The 18,753-nt window shown below is 68.4% G+C and carries 17 protein-coding genes; 11 read left to right on the top strand and 6 right to left on the bottom strand.

The genetic code is table 11. From position 1 onward, the window contains the following. Positions 1-6: 6 nt before the first annotated feature. From VME70_02745 to VME70_02720, 6 genes are read right to left on the bottom strand one after another with little or no spacing between them, the layout of a single operon-like run. Positions 7-852: a sulfotransferase gene (locus VME70_02745; protein HTW19112.1), complete on the bottom strand. Its 846-nt coding sequence runs from the start codon at positions 850-852 to the stop codon at positions 7-9. A gap of 8 nt (positions 853-860) precedes the next feature. Next, complete coding sequence (locus VME70_02740) at positions 861-2,456, bottom strand: polysaccharide biosynthesis C-terminal domain-containing protein (protein ID HTW19111.1); 1,596 nt, start codon at positions 2,454-2,456, stop codon at positions 861-863. Then, positions 2,453-3,766 (bottom strand): O-antigen ligase family protein, encoded by a 1,314-nt coding sequence (locus VME70_02735; protein ID HTW19110.1) that lies wholly within the window; start codon positions 3,764-3,766, stop codon positions 2,453-2,455. The genes VME70_02740 and VME70_02735 overlap by 4 nt, the downstream gene beginning before the upstream one ends. A 1-nt stretch (position 3,767) precedes the next feature. After that, positions 3,768-4,727, bottom strand: a complete 960-nt coding sequence (locus VME70_02730; protein ID HTW19109.1) for a glycosyltransferase family A protein — start codon at positions 4,725-4,727, stop codon at positions 3,768-3,770. Further along, positions 4,724-5,299 (bottom strand): glycosyltransferase, encoded by a 576-nt coding sequence (locus VME70_02725; GenBank protein ID HTW19108.1) that lies wholly within the window; start codon positions 5,297-5,299, stop codon positions 4,724-4,726. The genes VME70_02730 and VME70_02725 overlap by 4 nt, the downstream gene beginning before the upstream one ends. Continuing rightward, positions 5,296-5,853 carry a UDP-N-acetylglucosamine--LPS N-acetylglucosamine transferase gene (locus VME70_02720; GenBank protein ID HTW19107.1) on the bottom strand — a complete coding sequence of 186 codons (558 nt, stop codon included), beginning with the start codon at positions 5,851-5,853 and terminating at the stop codon, positions 5,296-5,298. Before VME70_02720 ends, VME70_02725 begins: the two co-directional genes overlap by 4 nt. 249 nt (positions 5,854-6,102) lie before the next feature. Here VME70_02720 and mfd point away from each other — a divergent pair, with 249 nt between their 5' ends. From mfd to VME70_02665, 11 genes are all read left to right on the top strand, one after another. Next, positions 6,103-9,645 carry a transcription-repair coupling factor gene (gene mfd, locus VME70_02715; GenBank protein ID HTW19106.1) on the top strand — a complete coding sequence of 1,181 codons (3,543 nt, stop codon included), beginning with the start codon at positions 6,103-6,105 and terminating at the stop codon, positions 9,643-9,645. After that, a complete protein-coding gene (locus VME70_02710; protein ID HTW19105.1) occupies positions 9,638-10,636 on the top strand; it encodes a SurA N-terminal domain-containing protein in 999 nt (332 codons plus the stop codon). The genes mfd and VME70_02710 overlap by 8 nt, the downstream gene beginning before the upstream one ends. Continuing rightward, positions 10,633-11,652 carry a MazG family protein gene (locus tag VME70_02705; GenBank protein HTW19104.1) on the top strand — a complete coding sequence of 340 codons (1,020 nt, stop codon included), beginning with the start codon at positions 10,633-10,635 and terminating at the stop codon, positions 11,650-11,652. The genes VME70_02710 and VME70_02705 overlap by 4 nt, the downstream gene beginning before the upstream one ends. Before the next feature lie 109 nt (positions 11,653-11,761). After that, positions 11,762-13,051 carry a phosphopyruvate hydratase gene (gene eno / locus VME70_02700; GenBank protein ID HTW19103.1) on the top strand — a complete coding sequence of 430 codons (1,290 nt, stop codon included), beginning with the start codon at positions 11,762-11,764 and terminating at the stop codon, positions 13,049-13,051. Then, positions 13,048-13,563: a septum formation initiator family protein gene (locus VME70_02695; protein ID HTW19102.1), complete on the top strand. Its 516-nt coding sequence runs from the start codon at positions 13,048-13,050 to the stop codon at positions 13,561-13,563. The genes eno and VME70_02695 overlap by 4 nt, the downstream gene beginning before the upstream one ends. Continuing rightward, positions 13,560-14,081, top strand: coding sequence for a DUF501 domain-containing protein (locus VME70_02690; GenBank protein ID HTW19101.1), 522 nt, complete (start codon positions 13,560-13,562; stop codon positions 14,079-14,081). Before VME70_02695 ends, VME70_02690 begins: the two co-directional genes overlap by 4 nt. Then, the gene (locus VME70_02685) at positions 14,078-15,007 is read left to right on the top strand and encodes a Ppx/GppA phosphatase family protein (GenBank protein ID HTW19100.1); all 930 of its coding nucleotides are present in this window, start codon (positions 14,078-14,080) and stop codon (positions 15,005-15,007) included. The genes VME70_02690 and VME70_02685 overlap by 4 nt, the downstream gene beginning before the upstream one ends. Positions 15,008-15,200: 193 nt before the next feature. Beyond that, positions 15,201-15,533 carry a hypothetical protein gene (locus tag VME70_02680; protein ID HTW19099.1) on the top strand — a complete coding sequence of 111 codons (333 nt, stop codon included), beginning with the start codon at positions 15,201-15,203 and terminating at the stop codon, positions 15,531-15,533. A gap of 59 nt (positions 15,534-15,592) precedes the next feature. Then, a complete protein-coding gene (locus tag VME70_02675; GenBank protein HTW19098.1) occupies positions 15,593-17,101 on the top strand; it encodes a DUF4331 domain-containing protein in 1,509 nt (502 codons plus the stop codon). Then, positions 17,098-17,448, top strand: coding sequence for a hypothetical protein (locus VME70_02670; protein ID HTW19097.1), 351 nt, complete (start codon positions 17,098-17,100; stop codon positions 17,446-17,448). Before VME70_02675 ends, VME70_02670 begins: the two co-directional genes overlap by 4 nt. 105 nt (positions 17,449-17,553) lie before the next feature. Beyond that, positions 17,554-18,366, top strand: coding sequence for a uracil-DNA glycosylase (locus VME70_02665; protein ID HTW19096.1), 813 nt, complete (start codon positions 17,554-17,556; stop codon positions 18,364-18,366). Positions 18,367-18,753: the final 387 nt, after the last annotated feature.

The raw sequence follows: 18,753 nt of genomic DNA, 5'->3' as shown, positions 1-18,753 counted from the left end.
TGCGGCCTACCAGGCGAAGTCTCGGCCAAGGTAGTCATACAGCGCACGGTTGTGCGGCACAAAGAAGTCTGTGAGGAACTCGCGGCTCGGCTCGCTCATCGGCTCCGCCGGGCGGTAGTTGAAGCGCTTGACCTCACCGAGCTGATGACCGGGCAGCCCGAGGAAGTCGGTCACCTGATCGAAAATCGCTTGTTTGTCGGCGTAGAACGCCTCGCTCTGGACGATCAGAACCTGTTCGCTGGGGTACTGGCCGAGCCAGCGCTCGAGCTGAGGCAGGTAGACGCCGCGATCGCGATACGTGTAGAAGTCGTGCGGCCGGCTGTAGTACAGCGGATCGGCAGCCATCCGATCGGCCTCGCCTGCGAGCCGGTCGTCCTCGGCCGCGAGGGCGGCATCGAAGCTCAGCGGCTCGACCCCCTCGTGCACCCGTTCCCAGTAGTGCGAGTAGGCGCGAGCCACCGGGTCGCGAAGCATGATGATGATCTTGGCCTGCGGGAGCAAGGCACGAGCCCGCTCCGCGGCGTACGGCGAGTAGAGGTAGTACGGACTCGCCTCGCCGGTGACCGGGGCGGTCTTCCCAACTCGCGCCAACTGAGTGCGGCGTAGTCGGGTGGCGAAATGCGATCGGTACCACCGCTCACTGCGGTCGTAGTGCCAGTAGAAGTAGTGCGGACTCTTCAGGTTCTGCGCGGCGGGGAACATGGGCAGTATGTGGGGATGGGTCAACAGGTAGTTCCATAGCGAGGTCGTGCCGCCGCGCTTGGTTCCAATAATCAGGAAGTCCGGAAGTTGCCGTAGCGAGGCGGTGGCGACTCCCCATTCGCGGAAAGCGGTCTTCGCAACCGTTCGCATGGGCCGAGTCATCGTGGCCCCGACGTGTGGTGGTCAGTCGCCGGGCGGAGGTTGAGCAGCCGGCTTACCCCGAGCGCGTCGAGGAGGAGGCGGATCTCTGGATCGTTGCGCCGTCGCCACCACCACGCGACATAGCAGGCACCGCCGATGACCAGCCACGCTGCCGGTGGCCACAACAATCGAGGCTCGAGCAGGCCGAGAACGACACCGGGTGCGCCGAAGCACAGCCCGGCGAGGATGGCGGTCCGGATCGTCGCCCGGTCGAAGATCTGCAGACCCATCAGGTAATGCACCTCAAGACATGCGAGCACGTTGAGGACAACGATCGCCGCGGCCCATCCGATTGCTGCTCCGGTCGCTCCGTGATGCGGAATGAGCAGCAGGTCGATAATGACGTCCACCGCGAGCGCGCTCGTAGCGTTCACGACGTTCCAGCGGCTGCGCCCGGCCATCAGCAGGACGCTGCCGATGTTGCCGGTCGCGGTGTCGACCAGCATGGCCAGCGAGAGGATCGTCAGCGAGGTTGCGCCGCTGGTGAAGTGTCTGCCGAAGACGCGAAGGATGGCTGGCGAGAAACATGCCAGCCCGAGATACAGCGGCCAGGAGGCGGCGACGACGGCTTGGGCGCCGCCGTTGAACAGCGCCTCCGCTTCCGATGTCCGCTCCGTGGCTAGGAGCCTCGACAGCTGCGGTGTGATCGCGATCCGGGTGGCCTGGAGCACCAGGGTTCCCGTGGTGATGAAGCGGCTGGCAGCGGCATAGACGCCCGCCTCCAACGGCCCGACGAGCCAGCCGACGAGCAAAACGTCGAGCCAGATCAGCATGATCTCTGCGACGCCGCCGAAGGCGCGAGCGCCGGCGAACGCCCAGAACTCCCCTGCGAGGGCCGGTAGCGGCCGTGGCTCCGTGGCGGACTGGCCGGCCGTGCCTAGCCGCCGGGTCGAGCGCACGACAAGGCCGGCCGCGATGAGCGCGGCGGCGACGAGCGGCAGCCCCCACGCGGCCGCCACTGAGCGCTCCGTGGCGATGCCGGCGGTGACGAGGACGCCGATCGCGAGCGGTCGCAGCAGCGGCAGGCCGATGTTCTGGATGCTGACGTACGGCACCACGCTCCCGAAGCCTCGGGTGCCGGCCGCTAGCACGGTTGCCACGGACGCGAACGCGAGGTACGGCGCCACCGTTCGCAGGAAGCTCGCGCCGTGGACGCTGTTGCCCTGAGTCATAAACACCCGGGCAAGCGTCGGCGCGTAAATGGACACGAGCACCGCCGCGATGCACCCGACGACGAGAACAGGAACGGTGGCGACGATTAAGGTCCGCGAGATGTCGGCCGGTCGGCCAAGGGCGCGCAGCCGCGGGATCGCGCGAACCAGTCCGGTGTCAGCCCCGAGCTCGAGTGCGTTACTGAGGATCGTGAACAAACCAAGCGAAACGAAGAAGACGCCGGCCTGCTCGGCGCCGAGTCCGCGAGCAACGACAACCGTGAGGAGGAATCCGCCGACGCCCGCGATCAACCCGCCCGCGAAGCTCAGCGCGCCGCCGCGGATGACTCGCTGTCCGGTCGCCGACGAGGTAGCCGGCGCATCCATCTGGTGGACGCTCATCCGCTGATCGAGGCGAACTCGCGAGCCGGCTGAACCGCTCGATCAGCCAGAACCCAGCGCACCGGGCGGTCGCGCAGCGCAATGGCGGTCGCGGCCATCAATAGGTCGAGCTCGGTGCCCTGGATCCGGTAGACGATGAGAACGGCGAGGGCGATTATTGGGACCGCATGCATCCACATCATGCTCTGAGACCGCACCCGGCGGGTAGACCAGGCGAACCCAATCAGGGCGAGGACATAGAACGCCGCGCCCGGGAAGCCAGACGAATAGAGCACGGTCCAGAACTCGCCCTGGGTGCCCAGATCGGGGCCGTTGGTGTTGACCGTGGAAGCTGCGGGTGCGCCGTAGCCGAGGAGTGGTGACTGTCGAACTTCGTTGTAGGTCGCTGCGTATTCCGCCGTGCGGCTGTCGTTGCTCGAGCTGTTGCTCAGCCGCTCGTCCAAGCGCCGCGTCACATGCAAGGCCGAGCCGATGCCGACCAGAAGGCCGGCTACGACGAGCACGCCTACCAGCGCCCGGCCATGCCCCTGCATGGCGAAGCGCACTGCGACGTACACGACCCCCACGGCGATGCCGAACGCCATGCCTCGATTGAGGGTCGCGACTGCCGGCACGAGACCGACGATCAGCAGAGTGATGAGCGCAACCCGCACGCGAGAGCGCCGAGCCGATGCCACTCCGGCGAGGACGAAGGGAACCAGGAATGCGAAGTTAACTCCCCAAGTATTCGTGTACGGAAAAGGGGCTGCCGGTCTTGGCTTTACCCGCGCCGCGGTCTGTGTGCTTACTTGGGCAAACGGGGGGTGGACAAGCTTCCCTACGAGATCGTTGTTAACAATGCTTCCTGGCAGGACATGCTGGAAGGGTGTCGTGAGAGAACCATGCGGGTGGGCGATTCCGAGGTAGCCGCCCACCACCACGAATCCGAGCATGATGGCAGCCATCGTGCACAGTCGCTCGACCGGAAGCCGTTCCGGAGCGCAGTTGTACACATAAACGAAAATCACAGTTGCAGCCACATAGAGGCTGGCGCGATAGGCGAAACCGAGAAAGTGCGTCGCGCCGGACACCTCAAGTGCGCTCAGCAGCATCCAGAGCAGGAACAGAAGCCACGTGCCCAGGGACTTCGGCAGTCTCACCGACCCTACCGTCGCGAGGATGAAGACCATCGGTACCGCAACGATCTGCGGGATGAAGCCGCCCAGTCCCAATAACCATGCGATAGGAAAGCCCGCGAACAGCCCCCATAAAGGCCAGATCGGAAGCTCGCGAGCGCGCTGACGGGTGCGGGATGACCGCGTCGCGATCACCTCAGATTCCTTTGCCTCTCGCGTGCGCCGCCCGAAGAACGAGCTCCGGCGAGAGCAAGTGGAATGCCACGGCAAGGGCGAGGTACGCGCGAGGCTCAAGCCAGTTGCTGCGTAGGCAGCGACCCGCCGTTTGCCGGGCCTGGCGACGCTTACCCTGAGCTGCTTGGGCGAACGCGATCTGTCCGAGGATGCGGCCGCGCCCCTGAGGGCTTCGCTCAAACTCCGGATGCTTGGCCAACAGGTAGGTCAACGAGTCAACAATCGTTGCCCAGCGACTTTGGAAGAACGAGCCCCTGTGCCAATTGATGCGGACAAGGGGTGCGGAGATCATCGGGATGGAGGTGAGGCTCGCTGCGCGCAGGAGCCAGTCGTAATCCTCGGCGTACCCCCCAGGCAGCGACTCGTCGACCAAGCCGACTCGATCGCGGAAGAAGTCAAGCCTCGCGAGCAAGGTGCACGGATTGAGCTCGAGTACCCGGCTCCGCAGGAGGTCATCAAGTGTGACGGTGGCCGCTCCGGGCTTGACGGCGATGTCGACCTCGCCTTGCCTCATGACGATTCCGCATCCCACAATTACAGTCTTCGGGTTAATCGTGAGGAGCTCGACCTGCTGCTCGAGCTTTCCCGGCATCCACTCGTCGTCATCGTCGCAGAACGCGATGAGGGAGCCGGTTGCGGAGAGAACACCGGTGTTGCGCGCGCCGGCGAGCCCGGGGTTTCGGCTGTTGCGCACCGCTCGCAGGGTGCGGCGCGGGCCGATCTCGACATCGATCGGCTCGGGGTCGCTCTGGTCGAACACCGCGATGCACTCGACGTCGCCCGAGTAGGTCTGGCCGAGCACCGCCTCGACGGCACGCTTGAGCATCTCGGGACGGTCTCGCGTCGGGATGACGACGGTGACGGTCGGCAGCACCGCGGACTCTGCCGCGGGCGCCGACTCGGTGGCGGTGTCGACGCTCAAGGCAGCATCGTCACTGACAGATCGCGACTTTGCCCGCCGCTTCCGGTCCGGTCGTTGGTCGAGAAGCCGGCGGTCTCGTCGATCAGCCGGCCGATCCTCATCACACCCTCGGTCGACAGCTCTCTCGGCGTGACGATGCGGGGCGCGTCAATGGCCGCATGCACCGCGTCGCGGAAGGCCGGCTCGTCTTCTGCCCGGACGACCAGGTTCTCCGTGTGCAGGCGGGCCGCGAACAGGCGCTGGTGGTCGTCCACGTGTTCGCCGAGTGACGACCGGCGGGGTACGACGACCGGCCGGTGACCGAGTCGCCGGGCTTCGAGCAGCGTGGTCGGGCCGCCGCTCGAGACGACCGCACGCGCGGACTCCATCAAACCGAGCAGCGCGTCGTGGTCGAGGTAGTCGAAGCACTCGGCGCCGGCCGGCGGCAGCGCGGTGCCGTACTGCACGACGCATCTCACCCGGTCGCCCTCATCGCTCAACCACCGCTCGACCCACTGCATCAGCCGATCGAAGGGGTGGTGGTCGCCCCCGACCGTCACGAAGACGAGCGGCTTGCGGTACGTCGAGGTCACAGCAGCGGCCCAACGTTCGTCGAACCGGGGTAGAGCGCCTCCTGCTCGGGCCACTGGACGAGGAACTTGGTCGACAGCGGCTTGCAGAGCCGGCCGGTCAGCGTGCGCGAGTCCAAGCGGTCATACACCTCTATATAGACGGTCGGGATCCGCCGGATCCGGCCGACGATGAAGAACGGCAGCGCGACTCCGGCACCGGTGGAGACGATCACATCGGGCTTGTGGCGACGGATCGCGGCGACCGCCAGCCAGAAGTTGCGTACGAGGTTCGGCAGGTTGCGCGTGGTCGGCCAGTGGGCCCAGACCACGTCCTCGTCGGCCAGCTTCGACCGGGCGTCCGGCTTGTCGAACGAGACCCACACGCGTTCGCGTCCCGACCACCAGCCGCGCAGGCCGATCAGTTGGGCCAGGTGGCCGCCGTTCGACGCGACGAACATCACCCTCGGGCGGGTGGGAGCCGCCGCCGAGGCCGGCTCGGACTCGTACGCGGTGAGATCGATCTCGCGCTGACCAGGAGTGCGGGGCAGGGCTCGGGGCGGGATGGCCGAACGCATCACGCCACCTTCCCTCTTGTGGTCGCTCACGAGGCAAGCGAGCCGGGCGGTCGTCGCGACCGATCCGGCGGGATTTGCCCTTCTATTTTGCCGTACCGGCCGAAGGGCTGCCAGCGGTTCTGGAGACCCGATCGCAGCAACTTGGGCTCGGCCGGTCGGCCTAGACCGAAAGTCCCTGCCCGGTTCCCGTCGAGGCGGCGTCGCCGAGCGCGGCGCTGTCGGTGCCGGTCGGTAGCCTGGGTGTTCGCTATGACGCTTGCTGGGCTTACCGCGCTGCTGAATCCGGACCCGGTGGTTGCTGCGGCTGGTGCGCAGGCACGGGAGCCGGAGCTCAGTTTGTCCGGCCCAGCAGGTCTTCGTCCCTTTGTGATCGCTGCGATCGCCGGTCAAGGGCGCCCCGTGCTCGCGATCACGGCCACGGAACGCGAGGCGCAGAGCCTGGCCCTGGCGCTGCGTTCCCTGCTGCCCGCCGAGTCCGTCGTCGACTACCCGGCCTGGGAGACCCTTCCGCACGAACGGCTGTCTCCTCGAGCGGACACCGTGGGCCGCCGGCTCGCGGTGCTCCGCCGGCTCTCCCACCCGAGCGCAACGGATCCGGCCACCGGCCCGGTCAGTGTGCTGGTGGCTCCCGTGCGCAGCGTGCTTCAACCGCAGGCGCCCGGGCTCGGCGAGCTTGCGCCGGTCGCGTTGCGGGCCGGTGACGAGGCCGAGTTCGACGCGGTGATCGAGTCGCTGGCCGGGATCGCTTACACGCGGGTCGAGATGGTCGAACGGAGAGGTGAGTTCGCGGTTCGAGGCGGGATCCTCGACATTTTCCCGCCGACCGAGGACCACCCGCTGCGGGTCGAGTTCTGGGGCGACACGGTTGAGGAGATCCGCTACTTCGCGGTCGCCGACCAGCGCTCGCTCGAGGTAGCCGCGCAGGGCGTGTGGGCGCCGCCATGCCGCGAGATCCTGCTCACCGACGACGTCCGCGCGCGGGCGCGGGAGCTGGCCGAGCGCCATCCTGAGCTCGCCGAGATGCTGGACAAGATCGCGGCCGGCATCTCGGTGGAGGGCATGGAGGCGCTCGCCCCGGTCCTGTTGGAGCGGATGGTGCTCCTCCTCGACGAGCTACCCGACGCCACGCACGTCGTGGTCTGCGACCCGGAGCGGGTGCGGTCACGTGCAACGGACCTGGTGGCAACCAGCCAGGAGTTCCTCGCGGCGTCGTGGGCCGCGGCCGCCGGCGGTGGTCAGGCGCCGATCGACCTGGGCGCGGCGGCGTACCGCACGATTGCCGATGTCCGCGGTCGCGCGCTCGAGCTCGGCCTGCCGTGGTGGAGCGTGACACCGTTCACGGCCGACGAGGAGCTTGACCCGGGTGCGGTTGCGTCCAGCGCTCGCGAGGTCGAGCAGTACAGAGGTGACGTCAAGCGCGCACTCGACGACATTCGTGGCTGGATCGGGGCCGGCTGGCGGGTGGCAATCGTGACCGAGGGCCACGGTCCGGCCGAGCGGCTGGTCGAGGTGCTGCGGGGTGAAGACATTCCGGCCCGCCTGGAGGTCTCGATCGACGAGGTGCCCGAGCCCTCGGTCGTGCACGTCACGACCGGATGTCTCGAGGCGGGCATCATCGTCACCACCCCCCGACTCGCTCTGCTTACCGAGAGTGACCTGACCGGGTCGCGTTCGGCGATTCGTGACCTCGGACGGATGCCGAGCAAGCGCCGGGGATCGATCGACCCGCTGACTTTGAAGACCGGCGACATCGTCGTCCACCAGCAGCACGGCGTCGGCCGCTATCTCGACATGGTGACGCGGACGGTCGCCGGCGCGACCCGCGAGTACCTCGTGATCGAGTACGCCGCGAGCAAGCGCGGGCAGCCGCGGGACCGGCTCTACGTCCCGACCGACTCGCTTGACCAGGTCACGAAGTACGTCGGGGGTGAGGCGCCGACGCTGGACCGCATGGGTGGCGGCGACTGGGCGAAGCGCAAGGGTCGGGCGCGCAAGGCGGTCCGCGAGATCGCCGCGGAGCTGATCCGGCTCTACGCCGCACGGATGTCCGCACCCGGCTATGCATTCGCTGCGGACACGCCGTGGCAGCGCGAGCTCGAGGACGCGTTCGACTACGTCGAGACCCCCGACCAGCTGGCGGCGATCGACGAGGTGAAGGCGGACATGCAGGCCGCGCACCCGATGGATCGCGTGATCTGCGGCGACGTCGGCTATGGCAAGACGGAGATCGCGGTTCGCGCGGCGTTCAAGGCGGTGATGGACGGCAAGCAGGCCGCGGTGCTGGTGCCGACCACGTTGCTCGCACAGCAGCACTTCTCCACCTTCACGGAGCGCTTCGCATCCTTCCCCGTCGTCGTCCGCGGGCTCTCGCGCTTCCAGACCGACGCGGAGCACCGCGAGATCCTCGCCGGGCTGGCGGACGGCTCGGTCGATGTGGTGATCGGCACCCACCGGCTGCTCCAGCCCGAGACCCGCTTCCACGATCTCGGGCTGGTCGTGGTGGATGAGGAGCAGCGCTTCGGTGTCGAGCACAAGGAGTTCCTGAAGCGGCTGCGGACCTCGGTCGACGTGCTGACGATGTCCGCGACGCCCATCCCGCGAACGCTGGAGATGTCGATCACCGGGATCCGCGAGATGAGCGTGATCCAGACCCCGCCGGAGGAACGGCATCCCGTCCTCACCTTCGTCGGCCCGTACGACGAACGCCAGATCGCGGCCGCGATCCGGCGCGAGCTGCTGCGCGACGGCCAGGTCTTCTACGTGCACAACCGGGTCGAGTCGATCGAGCGCGCCGCCCGCCGGCTGCGCGATCTCGTCCCCGAGGCGCGGATCGAGGTTGCGCACGGGCAGATGAACGAGCACCACCTCGAGCGCGTCATGCTGGGATTCTGGGAGCGCGAGTTCGACGTGCTCGTCTGCACGACGATCGTCGAGAACGGCCTCGACATCTCCAACGCCAACACGCTCATCGTCGAGCGCGGCGACCTGCTCGGGCTGTCCCAGCTGCACCAGCTGCGCGGGCGCGTCGGCCGCAGCCGCGAGCGTGCCTATGCCTACGTGCTGTATCCGCCGGACAAGCCGTTGACCGAAGAGGCGCACGACCGGCTTGCGACCATCGCGGCGAACGCCGACCTCGGCGCCGGCATGCAGGTCGCCATGAAGGACCTCGAGATCCGCGGTGCGGGAAACCTGCTCGGTGGCGAGCAGTCCGGTCACATTGCCGCGGTGGGCTTCGACCTCTACATGCGGCTCGTGGGTGAGGCGGTTGCGGAGTTCAAGGGCGGCGCGCCCGAGGAGACCGTCGACGTACGCGTCGAGCTGCCGGTCGACGCCCACCTGCCGCACGACTACGTGCCCGGGGAGCGGTTGCGCCTCGATGCCTACCGGCGGATCGCTTCCGCGCAGACCGACGCCGATGTCGACGGGGTGCGCGACGAGCTGCGCGACCGGTACGGCGAGCTGCCGCCGCCGGTCGAGAACCTGCTCGCGGTCGCCCGGCTGCGGGCGTTCGCACGCGGGTTCGGGGTCACCGAGATCGCGGCACAGGGCAAGTACATCCGCTTCACCCCGCTCGAGCTGCGCGAGTCCCAGGTTCTCCGGCTCAAGCGGCTGCATCCCGGGTCGGTGGTGAAGCCGGCGTCCGGCATCGTGCTTGCGACCGCGCCGGTCACGGCGAGAATCGGCGGAGCGACGCTGCGCGACCAGCCGCTGCTGGACTGGTGTCGCGAGCTGCTTCAGGTCGTCGTCGCAGAGCTTTCGCCCGAGCAGGCTAGCCTGGCTTCCCGTGGCTAAGCATCTGCGCCTAGGCGTGCTCGCGGTCGCGGCGTTTGCCGTCGTACCCGTCGTTTCGGCGTGCTCGACCAGCCCCGGCGCCGCCGCGCTCGTCGGCAACACCCGGATCACGACCGGACAGCTGCAGGCCCAGGTGCACGCTTCGCTCGCCGATGGCAAGGCCGCGTCACAGCAGGGCTTCAACCGCACGACCTTCACCCAGCAGCTGCTCAGCCACATGATCAACGTCGACCTGCTCAATGCCGCCGCCGCGGCTCACCACGTGTCGGTGAGCCGGCAGGACATCAGCGCCGAGACCGCGTCCTTCGTCCAGCAGACCGGCAGCTACGCCGCCCTTCAGCAACAGGCCGCAGAGGGCGGGGTCAGCAAGGCGCAGCTGCCGGGGTTCATCCGTTACGCCGCGCTCGAGAAGAACCTCACGACGGCGTTGATCAACACGCTCCCGGTCACCTCGGCCCAGCTCGCGGCGGAGTACCGCAAGGACATCGACCAGTTCGACCAGCTCCAGGTCGCCCAGATCTCGGTCAAGACCAAGGCGCTGGCCCATCACATCCTCGCCAAGGTTCGCCGGACGCCTTCGTCGTTCGCGTCGCTGGCGCAGAAGTACTCCCTGGACACGACGACGAAGGCCAACGGCGGCGTGGTGGGTTACGTCGGCCGCAGCGCCGTGCAGAAGGCGCTCGGATCCGGCGTCTCGGTTGCTCCGGGGACTTTCGCGATCGCGCACTCGACCGGCAACTGGGACGTGGTGCACATCATCTCCCGGCGGACCACGCCTGAGTCGCAGGTCACCTCCCAGCTCAAGCAGTCGTTGTTCTCGAGCCAGGGTGCGACGTTGCTCGAGAAGGCGATTTCGGCAGAGGCGGTCAAGCTCGGCGTCCACGTCAGCCCGCGATACGGCCACTGGGACGCCAAGACCGACTCCGTCGTGGCGAACTCCAACTCGGTGAGCTCGTCCACGTCCAGCCCGAGCGCGACCGCTTCGCCGTGACCCGGGTGGTCCTGGTCACGACCAGCCCTCGGGTCGCGACCGGACTGCTGAGCGCCCAGGCGTGGCAGGAGCTGACGGTGGCGGGCATCGTTCTCGCCACTGAGAGCGCAGCCGGTTTGGCCGGCGTTCTGCGTGCCGCGGGGGTCGAGGTGTCCTCACTCGATGACGCGACGCCGGTGGCGCTGGCCAGAGCGGTTGGAGCGGCGGCAGCGGACGCCGGTGGTGCCGTCGTACTGCTCGGCCCCGAGGGTCGGCATTCGGAGGCGTCACAGCTGGCCGCGGCGCTTGGCGCCGGCGATGAGAGCTCGAGCCTGGTGGTCGAGTCGGTGGCCGGGACCTGGGACCTTCCCGGCGCGCGCTTGCTCGACGTCGTGACGACGATGGACCGGCTGCGCTCGCCGGGCGGGTGCCCGTGGGACGCGGAGCAGGATCACGTCACGTTGGCGCCCTACCTGCTCGAAGAGGCCTACGAGGCGTTTCAGACCATCGAGGACGGCGATCTCGAGGCGTTGCGTGACGAGCTCGGCGATGTGTTACTGCAGGTCGCCTTCCATGCGCGGATGGCCGAGGAGCAAAGCGAGGACGTCCGCTGGTCGATCGACGATGTCGCTGCCGGTCTGGTCGAGAAGCTGGTCCGCCGGCATCCGCATGTGTTCGCCGACGCCACCGTCGACAGTGCCGAGGCGGTTCACGCGAACTGGGAAGCGATCAAGTCGGCCGAGCGCGGCGGCGCCTCGCCGCTGTCGAGCGTGCCGCTCGCCCTGCCCGCCTTGACCCTCGCCTCGACCCTGCAGCGGAAGGCGGCGAAGGCCGGCCTCGACGAGGGTGAGCTGAGCGACTCCGCAGCGGCCTTCGCCGACGCGGTCGACCGGTATCTGGCCGGTCCCACCGAGGTGAGCGCCGGGGCGCTGCTGTGGGCACTGGTTGCGGTACTGCGATCGGCCGACATCGATCCCGAGCGCGCGCTGCGGGCGAGGGCACGTGCCTTCCGCGAGAGTTCCTCGCCCTCGCACTGATTCCGCCCAGGAACAGCCCGGGTTTGCGCGCCGAGTGGCCTACCGCACTCGCCAGCGCTTCGGCGATAGGCTTTCGGCGCTTGCTTCCCCGTGCAAGGAGCGGATCTACGTGCCCAGCATCACCGGTGTCGCTGCGCGAGAGATTCTCGACTCGCGTGGTAACCCGACCATCGAGGTCGAGGTCTTGCTCGAGGACGGCACCATCGCCAGAGCGGCCGTGCCGAGCGGTGCTTCGACCGGTGCGTCCGAGGCGGTGGAGAAGCGCGACGGCGGTGACCGCTACGGCGGCAAAGGCGTTGAAACCGCGGTCTCGAATGTCGTCAATGAGCTTGCGCCGCGGGTGATCGGCCAAGAGGCCACCGAGCAGCGCCTGATCGACCAGACGCTGATCGACATCGACGGCTCACCGGACAAGAGCCGGCTCGGCGCCAACGCCGTACTCGGGGTTTCCCTTGCGGTGGCCCGGGCCGCGGCGGAGTCCAGCGACCTCCCGCTGTTCCGGTACGTCGGCGGCTCGCACGCGCACGTGCTCCCAGTGCCGCAGATGAACATCCTCAACGGTGGTGCGCACGCCGACACCAACGTCGACATCCAGGAGTTCATGGTCGTCCCGCTCGGCGCCAGCACCTTCCGGGAGGCCTTGCAGTGGGGCGCGGAGGTCTACCACGCGCTCAAGGCGGTGTTGAAGAGCCGCTCGCTCGGCACCGGCCTCGGCGACGAGGGCGGGTTCGCGCCCGACCTGCCGCACAACCGGGAGGCACTCGACCTGATCGTCGAGGCGATTGGCAGCGCGGGCTACGCCCCCGGCGTCGACGTCGGGCTCGCCATCGATGCCGCGGCGAGTGAGTTCTACGACAACGGCAAGTACCAGTTCGAGGGCAGCGCGCGCAGTGCCGCCGAGATGACCGAGTACTACGGCGAGCTGCTGTCGGCCTACCCCATCGTCTCGATCGAAGACCCGCTTGCCGAGGACGACTGGGAAGGCTGGTCCGCGCTCACCGCCGCTCTTGGCGACCGGGTCCAGATCGTCGGCGACGACATCTTCGTGACCAATCCCGAACGCATCGCGCGCGGCGTGCGCGAGGCGACGGCTAACTCGCTGCTGGTCAAGGTCAACCAGATCGGAACCTTGTCGGAGACCCTCGACGCCGTCGACCTGGCTCACCGAAGCGGCTTCAGCTGCGTGATCAGCCACCGCTCCGGCGAGACCGAGGACACGACGATCGCGGATCTCGCCGTGGCGATCAACTGCGGGCAGATCAAGACTGGAGCGCCGGCACGGAGCGAGCGGGTTGCGAAGTTCAACCAGTTGCTCCGCATCGAGGGCGTGCTCGCCGATGCCGCGCGGTTCGCCGGTCGAAGCGCGTTCCCGCGAGCGACCCAGACGGCGACCGGATGACGCGCGGCGAAGCAGCCGGGCCACGCCCGAACTCCAAGCGGACGGCCCGCTCCGGGCCGAAGGCGTCCCGGGCGACGGCGGCTCCGCGCCGTACCGTTGCCGAGCCACCCACCGAGTCCCGCGGTCGCTCGACGACCTTGACCGCACGTGCGGCGGTGCTCGTCGTGGCCGTGGCGGCGGTCATGATCGCGTTGGCATTGCCGTTCAAGCTCTGGCTCGGCCAGCGCAGTGACATCGCGTCGCTACAGTCCCAGAGCCAGCAGGAGCAACGGGCGCTCGACCGGCTCAACGCGCAGGGGCGTCGTTGGCAGGACCCGAAGTACGTCGAGTCGCAGGCCCGCAAGCGGCTGCACTACACCATGCCCGGCCAGACCACGAAGGTCGTCCTCGGCCGGTCGGCTGCGCGCGGCCGGTCGACGCCGGCCCGGTCGGGAACCGGCTCGGATCTCGCGTGGTACTCGACGTTCTGGACGTCCGTCGAGTCGGCCGGCGCGTCAACCACCGGCAAGTGAACGCTGGCGCGGAGGTCTCGCGCGCGGACCTGGACGTCGTCGCCGCCCAGCTCGGCCGCCCGCCGCGCGCCGCTCGCCGGGTCGCGCACCGGTGCAGCTGCGGACTTCCTGACGTCGTCGAAACCTCGCCCCGGTTGGCCGACGGCACGCCGTTCCCGACCTTGTACTACCTCACCTGTCCGAGGGCGCGATCCGCGGTGGGCCGGCTGGAGGCGAGCGGGTTGATGCGCGAGATGACCGCGCGGCTGTCCACCGACGAGGACCTCGCCAAGCAGTATCGGGCGGCGCACGAGGACTATCTGCGGCGACGGAACGCGATCGAGGACCTGGGGACGCCGATCAGCGCCGGCGGGATGCCGGACCGGGTGAAGTGCCTGCACGTCCTCGTCGCGCACTCGCTCGGTGTCGGTGCCGGGGTCAACCCGCTCGGTGACGAGGTGGTCGCGCAGCTGGGCTGCTGGGGAGCCGACGGTCCCTGTGTCGCCATCGGGGCGTCGGATGGTTCGATCGAGGGGTGACCCGGGTAGCGGCGCTGGACTGCGGCACGAACTCGTTGCGTCTGCTGGTCGCGGACGTCGAGGGTGACAGCCTGACCGACGTCGTACGCCGGATGGAGATCGTCCGGCTCGGTGAGGGCGTCGACCGCACCGGACGGCTGGCTGACGCGGCGCTCGAGCGAACCTTTCGCGTGCTCGACGACTACGCGGCGGCGATCGAGTCGCGGGGCGTCGACCGGATCCGGATGGTCGCGACGAGCGCGACCCGCGACGCGGCGAACCGCGACACCTTCGTGGCGGGCGTGGTCGACCGCCTCGGCGTGCAGCCGGAGGTGATCGACGGTTACGCCGAGGCAGGGCTGTCGTTCGCGGGCGCCACGCGTGAGCTGCGGGGGGCCGGCGGGCTGCTTGCGCCGTACCTGGTCCTCGATATCGGCGGCGGCTCGACCGAGTTCGTGCTCGGGGACGACACCGGGCCACAGGCCGCGCGATCGGTCGACATCGGCTGCGTGCGCATGACCGAGCGACATCTGCGCGACGACCCGCCGACCGCCGAGCAGGTCGAGGCGGCTCGCGGCGACATCCTCGCCGCGATCGATGAGGTCGCCGCCCACGTGGACCTCGAGAGCGCGCGCACGTTGATCGGGTTGGCCGGCTCGGTGACGACGGTGGTCGGGATCGCGCTCGACCTTCCGGAGTACGACCCGCTACGCATCCATCACGCCAGGATCGCGGCCGACGACGTGCACTCCGTGACGAAGTCGCTGCTCGCGGCGACGCACGAGGAGCGGGCACAGGTCGGGTTGATGCACCCGGGGCGGGTCGACGTGATCGGGGGCGGTGCGCTCGTGCTCGACACGGTGATGCAACGTACCGGCATCGACAGCGTGGTTGCGAGCGAGCACGACATCCTTGACGGGATCGCGTTCAGCGCCGCCGCCGACTGAAACGGTGATCTTGACGTAGGAGGCGCAGGCGGTCGGTTTGTGCGCCTCCAACGTCAAGATCACCGAGGGTTTGTGGCGCCGGAATTTTCTCGGCCGGGACTGATCCAAACCGGGGTCGCGAGACGAACCACCGGTGTGCCCGAGACCAAGATCCTTGCTGCTCCAGTCGCTACCCCCGTGGGGTGGGCCGGCCATGCCCCAGTCTGACGAGCGCGCCGTCGAAGCCGGCCAGCGCCAGAGGTCCAGCGCGTTGAGTCGTCGATTGTTTCTCGCTCGCGGCTCGATGACGGTGGTTGCCGCCGGCGTCGTGAGTGCCATGCCGGCGCTGCCGGCCGCGGTGAGCGCCGCCGAGTCCGAGGCGCCGGCCGCCGAGAGCGAGGTCGGCGCGGGAGTGTCGATGTCGGAGCCGCTGGTCGCTCAGGTCAAGAACCTGCAGACCGGCGAGGTCAGTCTCTACACCGGCGAGCGCGAGATCAGCATTCTCGATCGCGGTCTGGCCGCCCGTCTCTACAACGCCGCCAAGTAGCCCTTCGTCGTACCACTTCGTTCCCGCGGATCCCACCGCACAACTGGCAGAGGTGAGCTATGTCGTCCCACCGTGAAGCCCCGCAGATCTCCAAGGATCCATGTGCTGACAGCACCGACCTGTATGCCTTCGTCAGCCCGGACAAGCCGTCGACCGTCACGTTGATCGCGAACTACATCCCGTCGCAGCGCCCGGATGGCGGTCCGAACTTCTACGAGTTCGCTGATGACGTGCGGTACGGGATCCACATCGACAACGACGGCGACGGCAAGGCGAACATCACGTACCGCTTCGAGTTCACGACGGTCAACAACATCCCGTCGTCGTTCCTCTACAACGATGGCCCGATCACGCTGTCCAAGCCGGGCACGAAAGGGACCAACTGGAACCGGCAGCAGACCTTCACGCTGACCCGGATCGACTATCCCAAGACGGGGCATCCCAAGGAATCGGTGCTCGGTACGCACCTGCTGGTCCCACCGTGCAACATCGGACCCGCATCGACGCCGAACTACGCGGCGAGCTACCTGCCGAGCAGTGGCACCTCGGCGATCCAGCACTTCAGTGCGCACGGCCACACCGGAACGGTCTTCGCCGGTCAGCGCGCGGAGGGCTTCTACGTCGATCTCGGCGCCGTCTTCGACCTGGGTGACCTGCGGCCGTTCTCGAACCTGCACCTGTCCGGGATGCTCAGCGCGATGCCGGGCGTGAACTCGACCGCCGACGTCAACGTGCACTCGCTCGCCTTGCAGGTGCCGATCAAGGAACTGGTCGAGGGCGGCAAGGCCCCGACCTCGACGACCGCGAAGAACGCCGTCATCGGGGTCTGGACGACGGCACACCGGCGCAAGATCACCGTCAACGAGTCCAAGCGCGGCGAGAACGTGCACACCGGCCCGCACGTCCAGGTATCGCGGCTCGGCAACCCGCTCGTCAACGAGGTCCTCATCGCGATCGACGACAAGGACGAGTGGAACCACCTCGACCCGACCGCCGATGGCTCGCCGTTCTTCAAGTACTTCGCCGACCCGTTGCTCGCGCGGCTGTTGCCGGATCTCTATCCGGGCGTGTTCCCCAACCTCGCTGCGTACAACACTGCGCACAACGGCACGTCGAAGACGCACCCGGCCCGACCCGACCTCGTTGCCATCCTGCTTTCGGGAATCCCGCACGGCGTCATCGCCGGCGTGCCGCCGACCAACGTCGGAGGCAAGGCGTTGGCGGACATGTTGAGGCTGAACGTCGCGCAGCCGCCGACCGACCTCGGCAGTGCGAACAACCTCGGCTACCTGGGTGGCGACCCGGGAGGGTTCCCCAACGGCCGGCGGGTCTTCGACGACGTGGCCACGATCGAGCTGCGCGCGATCGCCGGCGCGACGCTGCCGCTCGTCGACTCCTCGTTCAGTGCCGACGCGGCGGCCGGAGCGGTGAGCTTCGGCCTGACCACCGATGGCGGTGACCTGACCGCGAAGGGGACTGAGAACTACCTCACCTCGTTCCCCTACCTCGGTACGCCGTACAGCGGGTTCGCCACCCCGTCGTCGACGATCACCGGCAGCACCGGGTGAGCGTATTGACGTCGGTCGGGCACGCGCCGCTGCCCGAGCCGAGCGGCACCGGCACGGTCGTCCTCGACATCGGGGGCGACGTGGGTGCGGTCGTGCTGTACGTGCCCTTGTCGCTCGCCGGTGAGGAGATCGAGATCCGCGAGGCCGGCCAGGTCTGGAACGGGACGCACGTCGCGGTTCTGGAGCGGGTGCTGGCGACCGGCTCCGTGTGGGCTGCGGTCTTCCCGGCGCTGAAGCAGGGCAGCTACGAGGTCCGGGTCCGCGATGCTGCGACCGCCCGGCCGGAGCTGGTCCTCGACGTCATCGGTGGCCGGGTCTGCCTCCAGCACTGGCCCGACCCGCGCTGATCTTGACGTAGGAGGCGCACGGATCGAGGTTTGTGCGCCTCCAACGTCAAGATCACGGAATGGTGGGGGCGCGGGTGAAGCGGTGCCTTGGAAGTGCCCGGTCGGATGCCGTGGTGGGATGGCGCGATGGTCGTGGCGCCGGGAACCGGTTGGCCCGGCGACCTCGCTGATGCTGCTACGCCGGTGGCGACGACATCTGACGAGGTCGTGGCGCTCGCCGCGAGTGCTGAGCAGCTCGGCGATCTGGACGCGCGTGTTTCGGTCTGCCGGGCTTGCCCTCGCCTGGTCGAGTGGCGCGAGACGGTCGCGACCACCAAGCGGGCGTCGTTCGCCACCGAGGCGTACTGGGGGCGGCCGGTCACCGGCTGGGGACCTGCGGACGCCCGCATCGCGGTGGTCGGGCTCGCCCCAGCGGCGCACGGCGGCAACCGCACCGGCCGCGTCTTCACCGGTGACCGCAGCGGCGACTGGTTGTTCGCGTCATTGCATCGCAACGGGTTGGCCCGGCTTGCGACGTCGGTCACCGCGGGCGACGGGCAGGCGTTGATCGACGTTCGCATGCTTGCGGCCGTCCGCTGCGCGCCGCCGCAGAACCTTCCGACGCCGGCGGAGCGGCTCACCTGCCGGCCGTGGCTGGTTCGCGAGCTGTCGCTCCTCCGCCCGACGCTTCGGGTCGTGGTCGCACTCGGCAACTTCGCGTGGACGGCGTCGTGGCCGGTGCTGCGCGAGCTCGGCTACGACCTGCCGAGGGCCAGAGCCAGGTTCGGCCACGGCGTGGAGGTATCGACCCCGGACGGCCTGTTGCTCGTCGCTTGCTACCACCCGAGCCAACAGAACACGTTCACCGGAAAGCTGACCGAACCCATGCTCGACGCCGTCTTCGCCCGGGCGCGTGGTCAGATCGGAAAGTCAAACTGAGGCTCGGGGACCCCCGTCGCAGCGGGTCACTCGACCGGCGGAGTCCTCGCTAGGCCGCTCGGCGCAGCGCCTGATCGGCATTCGGCGCAGGCTTCTTGAGCCGTTCGGGGCGCTCAGGCCGCCTGAATGAGGGTTCACTCCGACTGAATGTCCGAATTTAGTTCATACCAATTCCGCCATCTGGCCTACCGCTCCTACTCCGTTTGGCCCACACTGGTGGCCGACAGTTCGTCACGGGTGGGACGGAGGTGAGCACAGTGCAGAGCGGACAGGGCTGGGGCTGAGAGAACAGCTTCCACAGTGATTGGTGTGTCAGATAGAGGGCACGCCTGACGATGGGTTACGAGTTGGTGCTGCAGCGCCAAGTCGTAACCCATCGCTATTTGT

It is taken from the genome of Mycobacteriales bacterium (genome assembly GCA_035504215.1).
In the GTDB taxonomy this organism is placed as follows: Bacteria; Actinomycetota; Actinomycetes; order JAFAQI01; family JAFAQI01; genus DATAUK01.
The sequence above is the reverse complement of the archived record's forward strand: the minus strand, read 5'-3'. Positions and strand labels throughout refer to the sequence as shown.